At 74.5% G+C, this 19,798-nt stretch carries 15 protein-coding genes; 5 read left to right on the top strand and 10 right to left on the bottom strand.

Annotated features, from left to right (window positions below; genetic code table 11):
* Nucleotides 1–38: 38 nt before the first annotated feature.
* Nucleotides 39–1,301 carry an MFS transporter gene (locus KV205_RS15500; RefSeq protein ID WP_265864939.1) on the top strand — a complete coding sequence of 421 codons (1,263 nt, stop codon included), beginning with the start codon at nucleotides 39–41 and terminating at the stop codon, nucleotides 1,299–1,301.
* A complete protein-coding gene (locus tag KV205_RS15495) occupies nucleotides 1,240–2,580 on the top strand; it encodes a D-arabinono-1,4-lactone oxidase (protein WP_265864938.1) in 1,341 nt (446 codons plus the stop codon). Before KV205_RS15500 ends, KV205_RS15495 begins: the two co-directional genes overlap by 62 nt.
* Nucleotides 2,581–2,583: 3 nt before the next feature.
* Here KV205_RS15495 and KV205_RS15490 read toward each other — a convergent pair whose 3' ends face one another.
* A complete protein-coding gene (locus KV205_RS15490; RefSeq protein ID WP_306806315.1) occupies nucleotides 2,584–3,288 on the bottom strand; it encodes a hypothetical protein in 705 nt (234 codons plus the stop codon).
* 455 nt (nucleotides 3,289–3,743) lie between these two features.
* On the opposite strand from KV205_RS15490, the gene sepH reads away from it, so the two are divergent.
* Nucleotides 3,744–4,805, top strand: a complete 1,062-nt coding sequence (gene sepH / locus KV205_RS15485; protein WP_265864937.1) for a septation protein SepH — start codon at nucleotides 3,744–3,746, stop codon at nucleotides 4,803–4,805.
* Nucleotides 4,806–4,872: 67 nt separating this feature from the next.
* Here the strand turns inward: sepH and KV205_RS15480 are convergent, their stop codons facing one another.
* Nucleotides 4,873–5,703 (bottom strand): sulfurtransferase, encoded by an 831-nt coding sequence (locus KV205_RS15480; RefSeq protein ID WP_265864936.1) that lies wholly within the window; start codon nucleotides 5,701–5,703, stop codon nucleotides 4,873–4,875.
* Nucleotides 5,704–5,915: 212 nt separating this feature from the next.
* On the opposite strand from KV205_RS15480, the gene KV205_RS15475 reads away from it, so the two are divergent.
* Nucleotides 5,916–6,692 carry a VOC family protein gene (locus KV205_RS15475; protein WP_265864935.1) on the top strand — a complete coding sequence of 259 codons (777 nt, stop codon included), beginning with the start codon at nucleotides 5,916–5,918 and terminating at the stop codon, nucleotides 6,690–6,692.
* A gap of 6 nt (nucleotides 6,693–6,698) precedes the next feature.
* Here KV205_RS15475 and KV205_RS15470 read toward each other — a convergent pair whose 3' ends face one another.
* From KV205_RS15470 to KV205_RS15460, 3 genes are read right to left on the bottom strand one after another with little or no spacing between them, the layout of a single operon-like run.
* The gene (locus KV205_RS15470; RefSeq protein ID WP_265864934.1) at nucleotides 6,699–8,000 is read right to left on the bottom strand and encodes a polysialyltransferase family glycosyltransferase; all 1,302 of its coding nucleotides are present in this window, start codon (nucleotides 7,998–8,000) and stop codon (nucleotides 6,699–6,701) included.
* Nucleotides 8,001–8,002: 2 nt separating this feature from the next.
* Nucleotides 8,003–8,968: a glycosyltransferase family 2 protein gene (locus KV205_RS15465; RefSeq protein WP_265864933.1), complete on the bottom strand. Its 966-nt coding sequence runs from the start codon at nucleotides 8,966–8,968 to the stop codon at nucleotides 8,003–8,005.
* Between the two features lie 40 nt (nucleotides 8,969–9,008).
* The gene (locus tag KV205_RS15460) at nucleotides 9,009–11,654 is read right to left on the bottom strand and encodes a YfhO family protein (RefSeq protein ID WP_265864932.1); all 2,646 of its coding nucleotides are present in this window, start codon (nucleotides 11,652–11,654) and stop codon (nucleotides 9,009–9,011) included.
* A gap of 162 nt (nucleotides 11,655–11,816) precedes the next feature.
* On the opposite strand from KV205_RS15460, the gene KV205_RS15455 reads away from it, so the two are divergent.
* Nucleotides 11,817–12,812, top strand: a complete 996-nt coding sequence (locus KV205_RS15455) for a GlxA family transcriptional regulator (protein WP_265864931.1) — start codon at nucleotides 11,817–11,819, stop codon at nucleotides 12,810–12,812.
* Between the two features lie 12 nt (nucleotides 12,813–12,824).
* Here KV205_RS15455 and KV205_RS15450 read toward each other — a convergent pair whose 3' ends face one another.
* The 5 genes from KV205_RS15450 to KV205_RS15430 form a co-directional block, all read right to left on the bottom strand.
* Nucleotides 12,825–14,264: an FAD-binding oxidoreductase gene (locus KV205_RS15450; protein ID WP_265864930.1), complete on the bottom strand. Its 1,440-nt coding sequence runs from the start codon at nucleotides 14,262–14,264 to the stop codon at nucleotides 12,825–12,827.
* Nucleotides 14,265–14,323: 59 nt separating this feature from the next.
* Nucleotides 14,324–15,517 (bottom strand): LuxR family transcriptional regulator, encoded by a 1,194-nt coding sequence (locus KV205_RS15445; protein WP_265864929.1) that lies wholly within the window; start codon nucleotides 15,515–15,517, stop codon nucleotides 14,324–14,326.
* Complete coding sequence (gene paaN / locus KV205_RS15440; protein WP_265864928.1) at nucleotides 15,514–17,259, bottom strand: phenylacetic acid degradation protein PaaN; 1,746 nt, start codon at nucleotides 17,257–17,259, stop codon at nucleotides 15,514–15,516. Before paaN ends, KV205_RS15445 begins: the two co-directional genes overlap by 4 nt.
* A gap of 359 nt (nucleotides 17,260–17,618) precedes the next feature.
* Nucleotides 17,619–18,497 (bottom strand): SDR family oxidoreductase, encoded by an 879-nt coding sequence (locus KV205_RS15435; protein ID WP_265864927.1) that lies wholly within the window; start codon nucleotides 18,495–18,497, stop codon nucleotides 17,619–17,621.
* A 38-nt stretch (nucleotides 18,498–18,535) separates the two neighbouring features.
* A complete protein-coding gene (locus KV205_RS15430) occupies nucleotides 18,536–19,750 on the bottom strand; it encodes an NAD(P)/FAD-dependent oxidoreductase (protein ID WP_265865094.1) in 1,215 nt (404 codons plus the stop codon).
* Nucleotides 19,751–19,798: the final 48 nt, after the last annotated feature.

Below are 19,798 nucleotides of genomic sequence, written 5' to 3'. Positions count from 1 at the left end.
GTGCGGTCCCGCATGCCTGCCCGAGCCCGGAGATCCCCTTGCCCAGTCCCTATCGCGCGATCTTCGCGGCCCCCGGCAGCACGGCCTTCTCCGTCGCGGGCTTCATCGGCCGGATGCCGCTGTCCATGATGGGCATCGGCATCGTGACCATGATCTCGCAGGTCACCGGGCGGTACGGGCTCGCGGGCGCGCTGTCCGCGACGCTCGCGCTCTCGGCCGCCGCGCTCGGCCCGCGGATCTCCCGCCTGGTCGACCGGCACGGGCAGCGCGCGGTGCTGCGCCCGGCCACCCTGATCTCGCTGACGGCCGCCGCCGGGCTGCTGCTGTGCGTGAAGTTCGGGGCCCCGGACTGGACCCTGTTCGTCTTCACGGCCTTCGTCGGCACCGTCCCGAGCCTCGGCGCGATGACCCGCGCGCGGTGGGCGGCGCTCTACCACGGCGACGCCCAGCGACTGCACACCGCGTACTCGTGGGAGTCGATCGTCGACGAGATCTGCTTCATCTTCGGCCCGATCATCTCGATCGGTCTGTCGACCACGTGGTTCCCCGAGGCGGGCCCGCTGCTCGCCGGCGCCTTCCTCGCCGCCGGCGTCTTCTGGCTGACCTCGCAGCGCGCCACCGAGCCCGTCCCGCACCCGCGCGAGACCCACTCCGGCGGCTCGGCGCTGCGCTCCCCCGGCCTCCAGGTGCTCGCCCTGGCCTTCGTGGCCACGGGCGCCGTCTTCGGCTCGGTGGACGTGGTGACCGTCGCCTTCTCCGAGGAACAGGGCCACAAGTCGGCCGCGAGCCTGGTGCTCGCGGTGTACGCGCTGGGCTCCTGTCTGGCCGGCGCGGTCTTCGGACTGCTCCGGGTCAAGGGCGATCCGGCGGTGCGCTGGCTCGTGGGCGTGGGCGCGATGGCCGTGAGTATGATCCCCCTCCTACTGGCCGGGAACCTGCCGTTGCTGGCCGTGGCGCTCTTTGTCGCGGGCCTCTCCATCGCACCGACGATGGTGACCACGATGGCCCTCGTCGAAGCGCACGTACCGCGCACCAAGCTGACCGAGGGCATGACCTGGACGGGAACCGGGCTCGCGATCGGTGTGGCGCTGGGCTCCTCGGCCGCCGGCTGGGTGGTCGACGCGTCGGGGGCGGAGTCGGGGTACGTGGTGCCCGTCCTGTCGGGTGCGCTCGCGGTCGCCGTGGCGCTCCTGGGCCACCGCCGGCTGCGCAGGCCGGCGCCGACGCGGGAGGGGCAGCTTGACCAGGTCGACGACGCAGCCGGAGCGGAGCACCAGGGCGGCGGGCAGCACGTGGCGTAACTGGGCGGGGAACGTCACCTCCCGCCCCGTGCGGGAGGTGAGCCCGGCCTCGGCCGAGGAGCTCGCCGACGCCGTGCGCAGGGCGGCCGAGGACGGCCTGCGGGTGAAGACGGTCGGCACCGGCCACTCCTTCACCTCCATCGCCGCCACCGACGGGGTGCTGGTGCGCCCGCACCTGCTCAGCGGCATCCGCCGGATCGACCGCGAGGCGATGACCGTGACCGTGGAGTCCGGCACCCCGCTGAAGCGGCTCAACACGGCGCTCGCGCGCGAGGGCCTGTCGCTCACGAACATGGGCGACATCATGGAGCAGACGGTCGCCGGCGCCACCTCGACCGGCACCCACGGCACCGGGCGTGACTCCGCCTCGATCGCCGCGCAGATCCGCGCGATGGAACTGGTCACCGCCGACGGCTCCCTGATGACCTGCTCGGCCACCGAGAACCCCGAGGTCTTCGCCGCCGCCCGGATCGGCCTCGGCGCGCTCGGCGTGGTCACCGCCCTCACCTTCGCCGTGGAGCCGGTCTTCCTGCTCACCGCGCGCGAGGAGCCGATGTCCTTCGACCGCGTGACCTCGGAGTTCGACCAGCTGCACGCGGAGAACGAGCACTTCGAGTTCTACTGGTTCCCGCACACCGACAACTGCAACACCAAGCGCAACAACCGCAGCGCTGGACCCGCCGCTCCGGTGGGCCGGGTGAGCGGCTGGGTCGAGGACGAACTGCTGTCCAACGGGGTCTTCCAGCTGGCCTGTTCGCTGGGCCGGGCCGTGCCGCCGGTCATCCCGGCGCTCGCCAAGGTCTCCAGCCGGGCGCTGTCCGCCCGTACGTACACGGACATCCCGTACAAGGTCTACACCTCGCCGCGCCGGGTGCGCTTCCTGGAGATGGAGTACGCGCTGCCGCGTGAGGCGGCCGTGTCGGCGCTGCGCGAGCTGAAGGCGATGATCGAGCGCTCGCCGCTGAAGGTGAGCTTCCCGGTGGAGGTGCGTACGGCGCCCGCCGACGACATCGCGCTGTCCACGGCCTCGGACCGGGAGTCCGCGTACATCGCCGTGCACCTCTACAAGGGCACGCCCCACCGCGCCTACTTCACCGCGGTGGAGCGGATCATGACCGGGCACGGCGGGCGCCCGCACTGGGGCAAGGTGCACACCCGGGACGCCGCCTACTTCGAGAAGGCCTATCCGCGCTTCGGCGAGTTCACGGCGCTGCGCGACCGGCTCGACCCGGACCGGCGCTTCGGCAACGACTATCTGCGCCGGGTGCTCGGCGACTGACGGTCACTCGGCGGCCGTCGCGGGCGGGCTCGCGGGCGCGGTGGTCGGCGGAGCGGTGCTCGGCGGCGTGGTGGTCGGGGCGTCGGTGGGTTCGGTGGAGCCGGACGGCGTCGGGGTCGGGCTGCCGGTCGGCGTACCGGTGGGATCGGGCGTCGCCGTACCGGTCCCGCCGCCGCCGGAGGTCCCGTCCGGGGTCGGCGTCCCGGCACCACCGCCCTCCCGCCGGGGCGTCGGGGCCGGTGACTCCTCGCCCTTCCCGCCCTCGCCTTGACGGTCGCCGCCCCGCACCGCCGAGCCGAAGGTCGTGGCGCCCTTGGTGCCGCCGAGGTCCTGACCGGAGGTCAGCTCGTACGCGGTGATGCCGCCCATGGCGATCAGGAAGACCGCGGCGGCGCCGAGTGCGGGGCGCTTCCAGCCTCGCATCCGGGTGCCGTGGACGGTCGGCTCGCCGAACTCCCCCGGCCCCTGGAGCCGCTGGGGTTGCTTCGCCGGCGCGGCGACCTCGCGCATCTGCTCGCCGGTGCGCTTGAAGAGGTGCTGGAGGAGCGGGCCGCCGCAGGTGGCGATGACACTGATCACACCCGCGCCGAGGATGGTGCCGTAGACACCGAGCGTGGAGGCGAGTTTGGCGGCGAGCACGGCCGCGAGCGCGCTGCCCGCGACCTGAGGAAGGCTCAGGTCGAACCGTTTCTTCTTCTCTTCGGGCATGTCCGTCCCAGCTCGTTCATTCGTTCCCGCGTGCACCCAGAAGGGACAAATGGGCGAAGGGATTAGTTCCGTTTCCGACGCTTCTGTGAAGAGGGACACGCGGGGGCCGGGATCACGAAGACTCAACTCCGAAGCCGCCCGAGAAGTTGGGCGGCGCGCCGCTCCACCCGGATGGCCCGAATGGAGTACTGTGGCGAGCCCTGGGTCCGGATTCCCTCACGGGTGTCCGGAATCGACGGAAGGGGGCCGAAGGTGGCACTCGAACCGGCGGCGCCACGGCAGCACCGCACGGGCACCGCGACACAGCGTGACCGCCAGTCACTCTGCGTCGCATTCAGGTAACCGTGCCATAACGGCGTTCCAGGGTCCATGCCCGACACGCCGGGCAACTCGGCAGGGTTGTGGCAGGCTGCACCCGGGCAGGCCACACTCGACTAGCGGAAGCAGCGACGCACGTGACGTCGGCAGGCACCACCCGGGAGGTTCCCATGCCCGAACTGCGTGTCGTGGCCGTCTCGAACGACGGCACACGACTGGTGCTGAAGGCTGCTGACAACACGGAGTACACACTTCCGATCGACGAGCGGCTGCGTGCCGCGGTCCGCAACGACCGCGCCCGGCTCGGACAGATCGAGATCGAGGTCGAGAGCCACCTCCGCCCCCGCGACATCCAGGCCCGGATACGGGCCGGTGCCTCCGCCGAGGAGGTCGCACAGCTCGCCGGCATCCCCGTCGACCGGGTGCGCCGCTTCGAGGGCCCCGTGCTGGCCGAGCGCGCCTTCATGGCGGAGCGGGCCCGCAAGACCCCCGTGCGCCGGCCCGGCGAGAACACCGGACCCCAGCTCGGCGAGGCGGTGCAGGAGCGGCTGCTGCTGCGCGGCGCCGAGAAGGACACCGTGCAGTGGGACTCGTGGCGCCGCGACGACGGCACCTGGGAGGTGCTGCTCGTCTACCGCGTCGCGGGCGAGGTGCACACGGCGAGCTGGACGTACGACCCGCCGCGGCGGCTCGTCCAGGCCGTGGACGACGAGGCGCGGGCGCTGATCGGCGAGACCGACGACACCCTCGCGGCCGTTCCGGAGCCGAGCTTCCCGTTCGTGCCGCGGATCGCCCGGCTCCCCCGGGACCGGCCGCTCGACCGTGCCCTCGACCGGCAGATCGACCGCGCGCCCGCCCCGGCTCCCGAGCCGGAGGAGGAGCGCGACTCGCTCACCAGCCTCCTGGAGGCGGTGCCGAGCTTCCGCGGCGACCTGGTGGTGCCCGAGCAGCCGGTCAGTGAGCCCTCCGACGAGGTCGAGGCCGAGGAGCCGCCCGCCCCGGCGGCCTCCGCGGGCGCCGGCTCCGCCTATGCGGACGTCCTGATGCCGCGGGCCGTCTCGGGCCACCGCGACCGGCTCATCGGCACCACCGACCGGCAGGCCGAGGCGGACGGCGTCCGACCCGGGCGGCGTGCGGCGGTGCCCAGCTGGGACGAGATCGTCTTCGGCACCCGCCGCAAGAAGCAGTCGTCGGACTGACCCGTTGTCGTACGGGGAAGGGCCCGCGCCACGGTGATGGCGCGAGCCCCTCGCCGTACCGCCGCGGCTACTGCGGGTCAGGCCCCGTCGCCACCGGGCGGGCCGGGTCGCCGGACCACTCGGACCAGGAGCCCGCGTAGAGCGCGGCCTCGAAGCCGGCGAGCTCCAGGGCCAGCACCTCCTGGGCGGCGGAGACGCCGGAGCCGCAGTAGACGCCGATCTCACCCGCGGAGTCGGCGCCGAGCCCGGCGAACCGTGCCCTCAGGGCCTCGGCCGAGAGGAAGCGCCCGGTTCCGTCCACGTTCTCCATGGTCGGGGCCGAGACGGCACCCGGGATGTGGCCGCCGATCCGGTCGATCGGCTCCACGTCGCCCCGGTAGCGCTCGGCGGCGCGCGCGTCGAGCAGCAGACCCGAGCGGGCGAGCGAGGCGGCGCCGTCCGCGTCGAGCAGCCGCAGGCCGCCCGGGCGCGGCTCGAAGTCGCCCGGCGCGGGCGCGGGCACGTCCTTGGACAGCTCCCCCGGCCACGCGGCGATGCCGCCGTCGAGCACCCGGACGTTCGGGTGCCCGGCCCAGCGCAGCAGCCACCAGGCGCGGGCCGCGCCCCAGCCGAGCCCGCCGTCGTAGACCACGACCGGGGTGCCGGCCGACACCCCGGCCCGGCGCATCGTGGCGCCGAAGGCGGCCAGGTCCGGCAGCGGGTGGCGCCCGCCGGCACCGGGCGGCCCCGCGAGTTCGGCGTCCAGGTCCACGTACACGGCACCGGGGATGTGCCCGGCCTCGTACTCCGGCCTTCCGGGCGGACCGCCGACGGCCAGATAACGGACGTCCAGGAGGACCGGCGGCGTCGCCCCGGCCGATTCGCTGACGAGTTCGCTTGCGGAGATGATGGGCTTCATGGGAGCCATCCTCGCGCAGCCCGCCCCCTGACGGACGGCACCCGCCCGATTCGTCCGGGGCGCGCGGGCCGTCCCGCGGTGTCACCATCGGGTCGGGACGGCCGTCCGGTCCAGGTGTACGGCGGGCGGCGCGCGGGCAGGGACCCGCCAGGAGGCCCCCGCACGGCCCGCACGGCCCACCGCGCACGGCCACTGGCGAGAAGAGAGTGACGATGACCGAGGCGACTCGGCGCACACCCGGTACGCCCTGTTGGGTGAGCCTGATGGTGCACGGACTTGACGCGACGCAGGAGTTCTACGCCGCGCTGTTCGGCTGGGACTTCGTGCCGGGTCCGCAGCAGCTCGGCCCGTATGTGCGTGCGCTCCTGGACGGGCGGGAGGTGGCCGGCATCGGTCAGCTGCCCCCGGACCGGCATCTGCCGATCGCCTGGACCCCCTATCTGGCCACCGACGACGCCGACGAGACGGCGGAGACCATCCGCTGCTGCGGCGGCACGGTCGCGGTCGGCCCGCTGGACGCGGGCGAGGCCGGCCGGCTGGTGATCTGCGCGGACCCGGCGGGCGCCGTGTTCGGGGTCTGGCAGGCCGACGCCCACCACGGCACGGCGGCGGCCGGGCCGCCCGGGACACCAGTGTGGAACGAGCTGCTGACCTACGAGACGGCCTCCGTCGGCAAGTTCTACGCGACGGTCTTCGACTACGAGGTCGAGCCGGTGGTGTCCGCCGACTTCGACTATCTGACCCTCCACCTCGACGGGCGCCCGGTCGCCTCGCTGCACGGGGTGGGCACGGCGCTGCCCCGCGACCGGGGCGCGCACTGGATGACGTACTTCGAGGTGGCCGACGTCGACGCCTCCGCCCGGCTGGTCGTGGACCTGGGCGGTCAGATGGTCCGCCCGCCGCGCGAGGGCACGGCGGGGCGGCTCGCCCTGGTCACCGACCCGGAGGGCGCGGTGTTCACCCTGGTCCGCTCGGCCGACCGTACGTAAGAACCGCTACGCGCGGACGGGGACCTTCAGCTCCAGCTCCGCGAGCCGCTCGGCCGGGAAGTGGTGGGCCAGGGCCGGGTCCGTGCCGTGCGCGGCGAGATAGGCGGCCGTCTCCTCGCGCAGGCCGGGGTGCGCGGCCGGGCGCATGCAGTAGCCGACGGCGCGGACCAGCGGGGCGAGGCCGTCGGAGGCGGCGCCCGGCACGGCGGGCGCGGTGTCGCCGTCCAGGTCGGGCACCAGGTGGTCGACGACCGTGAGCGGGACCCGGTTGCTGTTCTCGTACGGGGTGAGGCGGTCCAGGACCGTGCCGGTGCCGACCCGGGCGATCGGCACGCCGAAGTAGACGGCGGCCGTCAGCATCGCGGTCGAGAAACACCCGACGACGAGGTTGGGGCGGCATCGTTCGTAGAAGGTCTCGGCGAGCAGTGGGCCGTCCAGGACGGTGAGGTCGACGCCGGTGCGGGCGGCCTCTTCGCGCAGGGCGGTGGAGTAGCCGGCGGGGGCCGTCGGGTGCGGCTTGAAGACCACGGAGCGGTGGCCGGCCGCGGCGGCGCCGCGCAGCATCCGCACGTGCAGCTCCTCCTCTTCCTCGACGGTGAGGATGCCGAGGACGGCGAGGTACTGGCCGAGGAGCAGGGCGGTGGGGGCGGCGGCGGTCGCGGCGGCGAGGGCCGCGTTCTCCGCCGAGCTCTCCGAGGCCGTCGCGATCTCGCGCAGCACCGCGCGGAAGGCGTCGTCGGGGACGAGCTCGGCGCCGACGCCGTACTCGGTGAGGAGCAGCGGCCGCAGTCCGGGCACCAGGTCGAGGTGGAGCACCCGGCGGATGCGGCAGGCGATGGACTGGGGCAGTTCGTCGCGGGTGGGGCCGTAGCTCATCAGGCCGTCGGCGTAGACATGCACGGAGCTCTCGGCGAACACGGCGGCGAGCGCCTTGGCCGGGTTGACCTGGATGGACTCGACGACCAGCTCGACGGGGGCGGTGCCGAGCCCCCAGGCGGTGCGCAGGACCCGCTGCCAGAGCGGGGCCTCCTCGGGGCGCGGCGCCCAGGAGCTGGGGTGGTGCGGGTGGACGGCCTCGTTCCAGTCGAGGACGCCGTCGAAGCGGGCGGCGACCTGCGCGTAGCCGGTCATCGTCTCCAGGCGGACGGCGGTCTCGGGGATCTCGGCGTTGTTCGAGACGAGCAGCAGGCGCCGGGCCGCGCCGGGTGCGCCGAAGCGGCCGGCGTCGATGGCGGCGGCGACGGTGGCGGCGCCGTACAGGGTGGACACCTGGAAGATCTGGACGGGGTCGCGTTCCGTGGTCGGCATGCTCAGGCGGCCTTTCCGGTGTCGCGCAGGCTCTTCAGGAGGGTGCTGCGGGGGGTGTCCATGGTCGCGAGGGTCTCGTCGAGTACCCGCTGCGGCATCCGGCGCAGCGCGTCGGTGACGTCGCGGCGCAGCCGCTTGCCGACGGCCGCCTCGTACTGGTCGGACTTCGCCATGTGGAAGGCGATCATCGCGCAGTAGGTGCGGACGGCCTTGGGCAGGAAGCGGTCGGCGTCGCGGTCCCGGCCGACCTCGTCGAGCAGCAGGTCGTAGGACGGGATGAAGTCCAGCTGCCGGTTGTCGGTGATCTGGGTGAGCGAGGTGGTGACGCCGCGGCGGTAGAAGCAGCCGTGCAGGGAGAGCGCGGCGTAGCTCGTGGCGGTGAGGTGGAGGCGCCAGATCCAGAGACGGTCCTCGGCGGTGCGCAGTCTGGTCTCGAAGCGGCCGGTGCCGTTCTCGAAGAGGCGGGCGCTGTAGACGCCGAAGGGCACGAAGGGGTAGTCGACCATGGTGATCATGCTGGACGGGGCGATGCCGTCGCGCGGGTCCATGGCGGTGTCGCGGAGTTTCGCCGGGGCGTAGCGGATCTGCCGGTTCCGGCCGGTGGACAGGACGTGGTCGGTGCGTGCGAAGTCGACGCCGAGGCGGTGGATCCCGTCGACCATGGCGCGCAGGTGCCCGGGGGCGTACCAGTCGTCGCCGTCGAGGAAGGTGATGTAGTCGCCGGTGGCGGCGTCGATGCCGGTGTTGCGGGCCTGGGCGACGCCGAGGTTGGTCGCGTGGCGGATGACGGTGGCCTGCGGGATGCGGCTCTTCCAGCGGTCGAGGAGGTCTGGCGTCTCGTCGGTGGAGTGGTCGTCGATCAGCAGGAACTCGGTGTCGTCGTCCGCGTTGTCGGCGAGACTGCGCAGGGTGTCGGGGGCGTAGGGCCCGACATTGTGGAAGGGCACGACGACGGACAGTTTCGGCACTCGGACTCACCAACTCGCTGATCGGTACTGGTCGGGCAGGCTAGACAGGGGTCTTCTCCGTTGAACGAGCCGGATCTGCACGGGCGGTGAACTCTCGCCGTCCGGCGGGTTCACCGGTCCGGCGGCTCCGGTGGAGCCACGCGGTGAGGAGCAGCGCGAGGAGGGCCGCCGCGCCGGCCGCGCCGCCGAGCTTGGTGCCGGGCGGGCGGAAGGAGCAGGTCACCGTGGTGGCCTTGCCGTCGAGGGGGACGGCGAGCAGGCCGAGGCGGCGGTGCGCGGGTTCCAGGGGCGCGTCGCCGGCGGCGCAGCGCCAGCCGGAGATCCGGGGGACGGCGAGCACGGCGGTGCCGCTGCTGCCGGCGGGCAGCTCGGCGGTGAGGGTGTGGCCGGTGGCGCGGACGGCGGTGGCGCCGGTGGCGGTGAGCTCGCGTACGGCGCTGTCGAGCCGGTGCCGTTCCAGGCAGCCGACCGGCCGGGCGGGCAGCCCCCGCCGGGGCGCGGCCTCCGGCTCGGGCGTCAGCTCGATCCGTACGGCGCCGGAGGCGGGGACGGTGCCGAGCCGCTGCATGGGGGCGAGCACGGAGGGGAGCTTGCCCGCGAACACCACGGGCGAGGCCGCGGCCGGGCCGCCGGAGAGGGTGGCGGTGCCCTGGTACTCGGGGGCCCAGAGCCAGACCTCGGAGCCGGCCGGGCAGCTCGCCGTGAGGATGGCGCCGGTTCCGTCGGGGGTGTCGGTACGGCGCGGGTCGGCCGGCACCGTGTACACCATGCTCCCGAGCATGCGCTCCTGGCGGGCGAAGGCGGTGTCGGCGGCCGAGCCGGGCGCGGGGGCCGGCGCGGGCGGGACCGGGCGGACGGTGACGAGCGGCGGCACGGGGCTTTCGGCGACGTCGACGCGGGCCTCGGGGAGCCGGTCGAGCTCCAGCGGGCCCTCGGGGGTGGAGCGCATCCGGGTGCCGATCGAGAAGATCGCGTCGGTGACCGGGTTGTCGAGGCTGACCGGGTGCCGGCCCTTGGCGTAGAAGCCGAAGCCGAGGGCGGCGAGGGTGCGGGAGTACGTGTCGGAGGTGAGGCTGCTGTAGTAGTCGGCGCCCTCGCCGCCGACCAGAAGCACGTCGTTGCCGCCCGGGACCTCGCCGGGGTCGGTGCGGTGGTGCGGCCAGGCGTCCTTCGCGGCGACGGTGGCGGTCATCTCGGTGTGCCAGGGGCCGATCCGGGGGGCCCAGGAGACCTTGCTCAGCTGCTGTTCCTCGATGCGCTTGCCGGTGACCAGGGTCTCCCCCGCCTGCGCGGCGAGCAGCAGGCCGACGGCGAGCACGGGCAGCAGCCGGCCGGCCGGGCGGGACCGGGCGAGCAGCGCGGCGACGGCGGCGAGTGCGGCCAGGGCGACGGCCCCGGCGGCGGCCGGATAGGTCCAGCGGTCGATGTCGACGCTGACGGCCGCGGCCCGGGCGAGGAAGGCGAGCGCGCCGGCGCCGCCGAGCAGGGCGAGCGGCCGGGGCAGGCCGCCGGCCACGGACAGCCAGGCCGCCATCAGCAACAGTCCGCACAGGACGAAGGTCTGACGGTACGGGATGCCGTTGGGCGAGGCCCCGGCGTGCCAGAGCAGATGGGTCGGCTCCCACTGCAGCGACAGCGTGACCAGGACGATCGCGGTGACCCAGCCGGCCCGGACGCGGCCGGCGACGGCGCTGTTGAACGGCAGGGTGAGGGCGAGCGCCAGGGCCGGGGTGCCGATGAAGAGGGCGGGCGAGGCGACGCTCGCCGTGGCCGGCAGGAAGCGGGCGAGGACGTCGGTCCAGGCGGCCGGGGCGAAGGGGGTCGGCGGGGTCGGGTCGGCGACCTTGGTGCCGAGGAAGACGACGAGGACGAGCGGGGCGGCGAGCCCGACGCCGATGGCGACGGTACGGGCGGCGCGCAGCAGCGCGGCGAGGCGGGGCCGACGGATCGTGCGCCCGACCCCGGTGCCGTCGGCGGTGTCGGCTCCGGTGTCCTCGGTGGTGAGCAGCCGGACGAGGAGGAAGACCGCGGCGCCGATGGTGGCCATGTACGCGGTGTAGAAGTTGGCGATCCAGGCGACGGCGACGACCAGCGGCCCGAGGGCCGGCCGGCGCCGCTTCCGGGCCCACTCCCCCACCAGGCAGAGCAGCGGGAAGGCGACCAGGCCGTCGAGCCACATGGGCACGGTGGCGCCGTAGTTGAAGGTCCAGCCGGAGAGCGCGTACGCGGTGCCGAGGATCGCGGCGACCGGCCACGGGCCGCGCCGCAGGGTGAGCAGCAGGGCGGCCATGGCCGCGCCCGCGGTGGCGATCTTGAGCGCGGTGATGACGTACAGGGCGAGTTCGGGGCGGTCGGCCGGGAAGACCACCACGAGCAGGTCGAAGGGGCTGCTGAGGTAGGTGCCGAGGTCGCCCAGGAAGTTGCTGCCGAAGCCCGAGGACCAGTTGAGGAACAGGTCGCCGTGGGCCTCGCCGAGGAGCAGTCGGCGCCAGTACGCGTGGTACGGGAGGTACTGCTGGCCCAGGTCGACGATGTTGCGGGTCCGGGCGCCGAACGGGTAGCTCCCGGCGAGCCGCGAGGCCAGGCAGAACAGCACGCCGGTGAGCAGCGCCGCACCGGCCGCCGCCCGCAGCCGGGGCCGGGACGGACGGGTCGCGGTCTCGGCTGCGGGTGCTGCGGGTGGCACACGTCCTCCTGGGCGGTCGGCTGTTCGTCGTAGAGACGCATTACCTCCGAGCCGTGCGACCGCCGCCCGATCGGGAGGAGGTCTCCGGGCGCACCGCAGGTGAACAGCCGGTGCCCTAGCATGCGAGCGAGCAGAGGGTCGGACGGGGAGGGTGGGGTCATCGTGAGCGGCGCCGGACGGCTCGTCGTCATCGTCCTCTTCGAGGGCGTCGACCTGCTCGACGTCACCGGACCTCCCGAGGTCTTCGCGCTGCTGCGGCGCGAGACGGACGACGCGACGGGGTACGAGGTGGTCCTCGCCGCCGAGTCGACGGCGCCCGTCACCACCTCGGCCGGGGTGCGCGTGCTGCCCGACCTGACCTTCGAGGAGGCGGCGGCCCGGAGCATCGACACCCTCCTGGTGCCCGGCGCGGTGGAGACGGACGGCGAGCGGCGGGTGCGGGCCCTGGTCGACCCCACGGTGGTCTCCTGGGTGCGGACCCTGGCCGCGCGGACCCGCCGGGTCACCTCGGTCTGCGTCGGCGCGCACATCCTGGCCGCCGCCGGGCTCCTCGACGGCAAGCGGGCCACCACCCACTGGTCGACGGCGGGGCAGTTGGCCGCGGAGCACCCGGCGGTCGAGGTGGACGCCGACCCGATCTTCGTCCGGGACGGCGACGTGTGGACCGGCGCCGGCATCAGCTCGTGCCTGGACCTGTCGCTCGCGCTGGTCGCCGAGGACTTCGGCGAGCCGACGGCGCTGCGGGTGGCCCGGCAGCTGGTGATGTATCTGAAGCGGCCCAGCGGGCAGAGCCAGTTCAGCGTGCCGCTCGAACCGGTCTCCACCACCCGGCGGGTGGAGGACCTGCGGCACTACGTCACCCGCAACCTCGGCGGCCGGCTCACCCTCGCCGACCTGGCCGCGAGCGCGCACATCAGCGAGCGGCAGCTGACCCGGATCTTCAAGTCCGAGCTGGGCACCACCCCGAGCGCCTACATCGAGTCGGCGCGGGTCGAGCGGGCCCGGCACCTGCTTGAGTCGACCGACGCGACCCTCGAACGGATCACCACGAACTGCGGGTTCGGCACCACGGACACCCTGATCCGGGCCTTCCGCCGCCGGCTCGACACCACACCGATGGAGTACCGGCGCCGCTTCCGCGCGGTGCCGGACCAGTGAACCCCCCGAGGGTCAGAACACCTCCACCAGCCGCTTGACCAGGTCCGGCACCCGGCCCCCGCGGTCCTCCCGGGCCTCCATCGCCCGCAGCGCCGGAAGCACCAGGCGGGCGCCCGGGGTGCGCACCGGCTCCGGCGGGAACCAGCCGCCGGGGACCCGGGTGAAGGCGGAGCGCGACCACTCGTCGTCCGTGCCGAGGACGAGGGAGGCGAGCACCCTGGCCATCAGCCGCGAGGGGCCGACGCCGTCGCCGGAGTAGCCGGTGGCGTAGCAGACTCCGGGCACCGAGGTCAGCCACCCGGCGAAGGGCAGATGGGTCACCGAGTACTCCACGGGCGCGGTCCAGCGCATGTCGACGGGGGCGTCGGCGAGTTCGGGGAAGAGGCGGGCGAGGTGGGCCCGCAGTTCGGCCGGACGCAGGGCGTCGCCCCACAGGGTGCTGGGACCGAGGTCGCCGTAGGCGACGCCGGAGCCGCCCTTGCCGAAGAGCAGCCGCCCGTCGGGGGTGGTGCGGTAGTAGTTCAGGCGCCGCCGGGAGTCGCAGACGGAGACCTCGCCGTCCCAGCCGAGGGCCTTGAGCCGGTCCGGTATCGGCCGGGTGAGGACGGTGTCGCTGGCGACGGTGACCATGCGGCGGCCGAGGTCTTCGAGCTGCCCGGCCCAGGCGTTGACGGCGAGCACTACCTTGTCGGCGTCGACGGCGCCGTACGGGGTGCGGGCGCGGACGGTGCCGCGCGGGGCGGGCCGCAGCGCGGTGAGCGGGGTGCGTTCGTGGATCCGTACGCCCGCGTCCAGGGCGACCCGGCGCAGCCCGCGGGTCAGCCGGGCGGGCTGGAGGGTGACGCAGCCGGGGTCGAGCACCGCTCCGTAGTGGTGGCGGGTGCCGACGGTCTCGCGGGCCTCGGCGGCGGTGATCCGGTGCAGCGGTTCGATCCCGGCGCGGTGCAGGTCGTCCAGGGTCTGCTGCCAGGCGCCGCGCTGGGCGGGCGAGGAGGCGGCCCACATCCAGGGGCCGCGGCGGTGCTCGATGTCGATGCCGTGGGTGTCGGCGAAGTCGATGATCTCGTCGACGGCGACGGCGGAGGCCTCGCCGATCCTGCGGGCCTCCTCGTGGCCGCCGATCGCGACCAGGCTGCTGAAGCGGGCCCACATGGGCATCAGGAAACCGGCGTTGGCGCCGGAGGCGCCGCCGCCGCACACATCGGCCTCGATGAGCACGATGTCGGTGCCGGGGGCGCGGCGCAGGATCTCCAGAGCCGTCCACAGTCCGGTGAAGCCGCCGCCGACCACGCACACGTCGCAGCGGATCTCGTCGGTGAGCGGCGGTGTGCGATCCGCACCCGTGGCGGGCTCGGTCTCGGCGGCGAGGGCGTCGCGGAGCCAGGGGGTGCGGCGGGCGGGGGGCGGGGTGTCGGGGTGGGGCCAGGTCGGGGACAGGCGCAGTTCGGCCACGGGGTGGGGACCTCCGGTCGGGGCAGGTGGGCGGGTGGGCGGGCCGGGCGAGGGCGGCCCTAGTGGGCGCGGGCGGCGGCCCGCAGCAGGTCGATGCGCGAGCTCACTCCGTAGTGCTTGAACAGCTTGCGGAGGTGGTAGTTGACGGTGTGCGGCGACAGGGCGAGCCGGCTGGCGATCTGCTGGTTGGTCAGGCCCTCCGCGACCAGGGCCACCAGGGCGCGCTGCTGTCCGCTGGGTTCGCCGTGCCGGGCCGCCGGTGCCTGCGGGCTCTGGCGCTGGCCCCGGCGGGCGGAGCGGAGCGTCGCGGCCTCCTGCTCCAGGGCGAGCCGTACGGGGACCGGTACGGACTCCGCGACGAGCCGGCGCAGCAGGGCGCTGTGGAAGGCGGCGCGGGTGCCGGTGTCGCGGACCACTCCGGTGGCGCGGACCTCCTCCAGGGTGGGCAGCAGGGCGGAGACGGAGGTGCGCAGCATCAGGGCCAGTTCGCCGTACACGACCTCGTCGCCCAGGACCGCGGCCACGCGGAGCAGTTGGCGGCAGGACGGCGAGTAGCGCTCCAGGGTGGCCCGTACGCGGGCGGCGAGGCGGGCCGGCAGGCGCTCGGTGAGGAGTTCGGCCTCGCCGCCGGTCAACTCGACGCCGCCCTCCTCGCGGAGGCCGGTGAGCAGCTCGATGAGCAGCCGGGGGTGGCCCCCGGTGTCGTCGACCAGCGGCGCGAGGGAGCGGGCGGGCGGCGCGCCGAGCAGGTCGTGGGCGAGCCGATGGGTGTCGGCGGGGGCCAGCGGTCCGAGGACGAGGCGTTCGGTGCGGACGGCCGGGTCGGCGAGCAGGGATCCGGGCAGCGCGGCGGCCTCGCCGGGCCGGTGGGCGATCAGCAGCACGCCGCGGCCCGGGCCGGAGCGGCCGCGGGGTGCGGGGACGCGGGCCCGGTGCGCGGGGCGGTCGGGGGTCCCGCAGGGGTCGTCCAGGATCACCAGATGGGGTCCGGCGGGCCGGGCGCCGGTGCGGGCGGCGGACAGGCGGTGGTGGCGCGCCTCCCGGCCATGGGGGCGGCGCGCGGGCTGGTAGCCGAGCTGCCGGGCGAGGGCGGCCGCCTCGCTGAGCAGCCGGGTCTTGCCGATGCCCGGCATGCCCTCGACGGTGAGTACGGCGGTGCCGCCGCGGCTGCCGTGCTCAAGCACCTCGCGGATGAGCGCCAGTTCGCCTTCCCGGCCGCGCAGCGGCGCCTCCGGGGCCAGGACGGTGTTCATGTGGCACCGCCGTAGCGGCGTACGACCACCGTCCGGAAACGTTCCGCCACGAAGGCGCCGTCGCTGTGGACGGCGTTGCCCGCGGGGTTCATGCCGGTGCCGTGCAGATCGGAGTAGACGGCGGACTGCGAGATGTACCAGTCCCCCATCAGATTGGTGGAGAGCATCACGCCGGCCTCGGCGCAGGCGGCCGTCATCGCCTCCGTCACCTCCTCGGAGACGGAGTACAGGCCGACGGAGAGCGCGCCGCAGGTCTTCGTGGTCTCCGCGACGAGTTCGACGCCCGCCGCCGCGGAGTCCACGGCCACGGCGAGACAGACCGGTCCGAGCCGTTCGGCGAGCAGGGTCGCGCGGTCCGCGTCCCTGGCGGCGTCGAGCGTGACGACGACGGGGGTACGGACGACGGCGTCCGGGTACGCGGGGTGCCGGACCGCCCGCGACGGCACCCCGACCGGGCCCAGGGCACCGGACATCGCCAGGTCCACCCGGGCCAGGACCTCGGGGCCGAGCAGCGCGCCCAGGACCTCGCAGGCCGCGCCGTCGTCGCCGAGCAGGGCGTCCAGGGCCGTGCCGAGGTCGGCGACCACCTCCTCGTACGCCTTGTGGCCCTCGTCGGTGGCGATGCCGCCGCGCGGGATCAGCAGGTTCTGCGGGCTGGTGCAGAGCTGGCCGCTGTAGAGGGAGACGGAGAAGGCGAGGTTGGCGAGCATGTCGCGGTAGTCGCCGGTGGACTCGACGAGCAGCGAGTTGACGGCCGAGACGGCGGTGAAGACCCGGGCCTGGCGGGCGTGTTCGTGGAGCCAGCCGGCGAAGGCGGTCCGGCCCGAGTAGTCCACCAGGCGCACCTCGGGGGCGGTCGCGAGGCGCCGGGCGAGCCCTTCGCCGGGGTGCTCGGGGGCCAGGCACACCAGGTTCGGGTCGAAGCCGGCCTCGGCGAGCACCTCCCGGGCGAGGCGGACGGTGAGCGCGAGCGGGAGGACGGCGGCGGGGTGCGGTTTGACCAGGACGGGGTTGCCGGTGGCGAGCGAGGCGAAGAGGCCGGGGTAGCCGTTCCAGGCGGGGAAGACGCTGTTGCCGACGACCAGGGCGATCCCGCGGGGCACGGCCGTGAACCGCTTGTGGATGTCGATCACCCGGCCCTGGCCCTGCGGCTTGCGCCAGTGCGCGCTCGCGGGCAGCCGGGTCTGCTCGGCGTACGCGTAGGCGACGGCCTCCAGACCGCGGTCCTGGGCGTGGACGGCGCCGGCGTGGAAGGCCATGACGGGGTTGTGGCCGCTGGTGTGCTCGGCGGCGGCCGCGAACTCGGGGCTGCGGGCGTTGATCCGGTCCAGGATCTCCAGGCAGACGGCGGCCCGGGCCTCGGGCCCGGCGTCCCGCCAGGCCGGAAGGGCGGCCGACAGGGCGGACAGCAGGACCGCGGGGTCGTGGTGGGCGTAGGAGATGCCGAGGTCGAAGCCGTACGGGGAGCGCTCGCCGCCCCGCTCGGGCGCCGGGCCGACCGTGCCGTCGCGGCCGGGCTGGCCGAGCTCGAACGGCCGCCCCAGCAGGGCGCGTAAGGAGGCCTCGCCGTCGGCGGCGCCGCCGGGTCCGTAGACCCGGGTGTCCTCGGGGTAGGGCGACCAGTGCTCACGGGTGCGGACGGCGGTCAGGGCCCGGTCCAGGGTGGTCCGGTGCCGGGCGATCAGGCGCGCCGGGGCGGCGGCCGCGGTGGGGGAAGGGTACGGAAGGGGGGTGCGGGCCATGATCTTCATCCTTGTCGTACGGGGATCACCGGTTCCACAGCAAACTCGGTCAGTGCGCCGACTTGACGTATCGTTCACGCCCGCCGGGCCGGGCGCCGCGGGCCGGCCGCGCGCCGGGGGGCGGGCCGAGGGCGCCGGAGCCCGTGAACGCGCGTGGTCGTGCGGGCCCTTGGCGGGCCCGCCCGGCCTTCCGGGGGACGAAAGCGGAACTGCCGTGACATGTCCGGGACATGGGGTTCCGGTCACGATCATGGCGTGATCCCTCTGGGAAGGCGGTCGGGCGGGCCCGCCGGCTGGCCTGTTTCCTACGGGCCTTTCGGCCTGGGCCGCGGGGCCCGGGCCGAACCGAATTCCGCGGCCTACTGCGTGATCGGGCGCAGATAGCGGTCGAGAGCCGCGTCGGGCAGGGCCCGGGCGAGCACGCTCACCGTGCGGGCGTCCGCGCCGACCCGGTAGCGGGACCGGGGCCGCCGGGCGGTGAGCGCCTGTCCGACGGTGCGCGCGAAGTCCTCGGGACGGGTCCTGCTGTCCCTGGCCTGGCGCTCGTTGGCGTGCAGGAAGCGGTGGAACGGGATGCGGTAGAGCTCGGCGACCGTCTCCGGGACGCCGTCCATGGCGGCCCGGGCGGTCTCGGTGACCTTCCCCCAGATCGGGGTCATGATCGCCCCGGGCTGGACCACGCTCACGTCCACGCCGTGCGGCCGCAGCTCGCGCCGCAGCACGTCGGTGAGGGCCTCCTTGGCGAACTGGGCCGAGGCGTAGGCCCCCAGGTACGGGATGGCCACGCTGCCGAGCCCCGAGGTCACGTTGACCACCCGGCCCCGGGCGCGCCGCAGCTGGGGCAGGAACGCCTGGGTGACGGCGAGCTGGCCGACCACGTTGATGTCCAGCTGGCGGCGGAGCTGTTCGGGCGCAACGCATTCGAGCGGCGCCGAGACGCAGATGCCCGCGTTGTTGACCAGTCCCCACAGACCGCCGTCGCCGACGGCCCCGGCGACCCGCTCGGCCGCCGCGGCGATGCTCTTCTCCTCGGTCACGTCGATGCGGACCGGGGTGATCCTGCCGTACGCGGCGTCCTGGGCGAGCGCCTCGCCGTCGGCCTCCTGGCGCACGCCCGCGAACACCCGGAAGCCGGCGCGCTCCAGGACGAGCGCGCAGACCCGGCCGAGGCCGGAGGAGGCCCCGGTGACGAGCACGGACCTGCCGTGCGGCGTGAGGGCGCCGAATGTGCCTGACATGTGATGTCTCTCCTGATCCTTCGATCGTCCGGCGGCGGTCACACCGCTGCGGGGTGCAGGGGGAAGGTGAGGGACTCCTCCAGGGTGCGGACCAGCCTGCGGGCCGGCATGAACCGGAAGTAGGCGTCCCGGACGGGCCGGCGCACCGGGTCCTCCGACTGCTCGAAGGTGCTGATGCCGCGGGAGGCGGCCACCATGCCACGGGTGCGCTCCCGGCGCTCGTCCTCGTAGCGGCGCAGCGCGCGCGGGAGGTCGGTGGCGCCCTTGAGAGCCCGGCCGAGCACGACGGCGTCCTCGATGGCCATGCCGGAGCCCTGGCCCAGGCTGGTGAGCATCGGGTGGGCGGCGTCGCCGAGCAGCGTGACCGGACCCCGGCCCCAGCGCTCCAGGAAGGCCCGGTCCCGGGAGGGCACCGCGATGATGTCCGCCTCGGGGGTGACCCGGACGGCCTCCTGGACCTCGTCCGCCCAGCCGGCGTAGGTGGCGAGGATCTCGTCCTTGCCGCCCCGCCAGTGCGCGGACCGCTCGGCGGGCATGTTCTTCGTGCCCCACCAGTAGAGCCGGCCGCCGCCCATGTCGACCATGCCGAAGCGCCGGCCGCTGCCCCAGTAGTGGGTGACCGAGCCCGGGGCGAACCGCGGATGGGCGAAGGGCACCACGGCCAGCCAGCAGAGGTACCCGCTGTCCTGGGAGTCCTCCGGGCCGACCAGCTGCCGGCGCACGACGGAGTGGAAGCCGTCGGCGCCGATCAGCACGTCGGCATGGGCCTCGCGCCCGTCCTCGAAGCGCACCCGCACCCCGTCGGCGGGGTCCTCCCCGGTCTCGTACCCGGTGGCGGTGGCACCGAGGGTGAGCGGAATGCCGTCGGCCGCTTCCAGCAGGGCCGCCTGGAGGTCGGGGCGGGTGATCAGCACGCTGGGCACGCCGAGCCGCCCGATGATCTCCGGGAAGGGGAACTCCCGGATCAGCCGGCCCCGCGCGGTCCTGACGTGGTACGACTCCAGGGCCGTGCCCCGCTTCTCCAGGTCGATGCCGACACCGAGGGAGTCCAGGGCGCCGACGGCGTTGCTCATCACCGAGAGGCCGGAACCGGCGGCGCGCAGCTCGCCGGCCCGCTCGTACACCTCGACGTCGAGGCCCGCCTCGCGCAGGGCGACGGCGGCGGTGAGACCGCCGATGCCCGCGCCGAGGACGATCGCCTTCCGTGGCGCCTTCCGTGCCGTGCCGCCGCTGCTGCTGCTGCTGCGCCCCATGGTGCCGTCCGTCTCCTTCTCCGTACCGATGTGAGGGGTGGTGTGAGG

It is taken from the genome of Streptomyces sp. SKN60 (assembly GCF_026236535.1).
In the GTDB taxonomy this organism is placed as follows: Bacteria; Actinomycetota; Actinomycetes; order Streptomycetales; family Streptomycetaceae; genus Streptomyces.
The sequence above is the reverse complement of the archived record's forward strand: the minus strand, read 5'-3'. Positions and strand labels throughout refer to the sequence as shown.

Excerpts from the sequence above, each read along its gene's own strand:
- KV205_RS15490 (WP_306806315.1), bottom strand. The coding sequence starts at position 3,288 with ATGCCCGAAGAGAAGAAGAAACGGTTCGACCTGAGCCTTCCTCAGGTC.
- KV205_RS15480 (WP_265864936.1), bottom strand. The coding sequence starts at position 5,703 with ATGAAGCCCATCATCTCCGCAAGCGAACTCGTCAGCGAATCGGCCGGG.
- KV205_RS15475 (WP_265864935.1), top strand. The coding sequence starts at position 5,916 with ATGACCGAGGCGACTCGGCGCACACCCGGTACGCCCTGTTGGGTGAGC.
- KV205_RS15470 (WP_265864934.1), bottom strand. The coding sequence starts at position 8,000 with ATGCCGACCACGGAACGCGACCCCGTCCAGATCTTCCAGGTGTCCACC.
- KV205_RS15445 (WP_265864929.1), bottom strand. The coding sequence starts at position 15,517 with ATGAACACCGTCCTGGCCCCGGAGGCGCCGCTGCGCGGCCGGGAAGGC.
- paaN (WP_265864928.1), bottom strand. The coding sequence starts at position 17,259 with ATGGCCCGCACCCCCCTTCCGTACCCTTCCCCCACCGCGGCCGCCGCC.
- KV205_RS15435 (WP_265864927.1), bottom strand. The coding sequence starts at position 18,497 with ATGTCAGGCACATTCGGCGCCCTCACGCCGCACGGCAGGTCCGTGCTC.
- KV205_RS15430 (WP_265865094.1), bottom strand. The coding sequence starts at position 19,750 with ATGGGGCGCAGCAGCAGCAGCAGCGGCGGCACGGCACGGAAGGCGCCA.